Consider the following 1,168-nt stretch of genomic DNA (forward strand, 5'->3'; position numbering starts at 1 on the left):
GGTCCGCGACGTCTATGACGTCGCGGACCAGCCAGGTTGATCTGTTCTCGGGGCTCTCGGGTCAGGCGCCGAGAGCGGCGGCGAAGTCCGCGGCCTCCAGGCGGGCCTTGACCGCGCCGAGGTAACGTGCGGCGTCCGAGCCGTCGATGATGCGGTGGTCGTACGAGAGCGCCAGGTACACGTACGAACGGATGGCGATGGCATCGGCTCCGTCGACCTTCACCAGACCCGGACGCTTCACGACCGTGCCGGTTCCCAGGATCGCCGACTGCGGCAGGAACACGACAGGCGTGTCGAACAGCGCACCGCGGGAGCCCGTGTTGGTCAGCGTGAACGTGCCGCCGCCGAGCTCGTCGGGCTTCAGCTTGTTGTCGCGGGTACGGGCGGCGAGATCGGCGATCTCGTGCGCGATCTGCGCGATGTTCTTCGTCGCGGCATCCCGCAGCACCGGCGTGAGCAGGCCGCGCTCGGTGTCGACGGCGATCGAGAGGTTCTCGGAAGCCGGGTACACGATGTCGGTGCCGTCGACCGTGGCGTTGACGATCGGGAACGCCTGCAGCGCCTCGGCGGCTGCGAGCGCGAAGAACGGCAGGAACGACAGCTTGTCGCCGGTCTTCTGCAGGAAGGACGCCTTCACGCTGTCGCGGTAGTCCGCGAGCTTGGTGACATCGACCTCGACGACCGTGGTGAGCTGGGCCGTCTGCTGCATCGAGGCCACGGCGCGCTCGGCCAGGACCTTGCGCAGGCGCGACATCGGCTGGGTGGTTCCGCGCAGCGGCGAGACCTCGAGAGGTGCCGGAGCGGCGGCGGCCGGTGCCGCGGCAGGGGCGGCGGATGCCGTCTCGGCTGCCTTCAGCACGTCTTCCTTGCGGATGCGGCCACCGACGCCGGTGCCCGTCACCGAGGCGAGGTCGACGCCCTGCTGAGAGGCCAGGCGGCGCACGAGCGGAGTCACGTAGAGGCTGTCGCTCTCCGTGGGGAGCGTGAGCTTCGGAGCTGCGGGTGCAGCAGGCGCGGGTGCGGCAGGAGCGGGTGCGGCAGGAGCGGGTGCGGCTGCAGCAGGGGCTGCGGGGGCAGGAGCCGGAGCAGCGGGCGCTGCCGGGGCAGGCGCGGCAGGGGCTTCGGCTTCCGGCGCGGCGGGCGCCTCGGCGGCGGGTGCCTCGGGAGC

General features: G+C 71.6%; 1 protein-coding gene. It reads right to left on the bottom strand.

Annotated features, from left to right (window positions below; translation table 11 throughout):
* Positions 1-61: 61 nt before the first annotated feature.
* On the bottom strand, positions 62-1,168 hold a 1,107-nt coding region (gene sucB / locus CUR96_RS18450), incomplete at its 5' end, for a 2-oxoglutarate dehydrogenase, E2 component, dihydrolipoamide succinyltransferase (protein ID WP_102194803.1).

Origin of the sequence: Microbacterium aurantiacum, from assembly GCF_002872075.1 — a bacterium.
Taxonomy (GTDB): domain Bacteria; phylum Actinomycetota; class Actinomycetes; order Actinomycetales; family Microbacteriaceae; genus Microbacterium; species Microbacterium aurantiacum_A.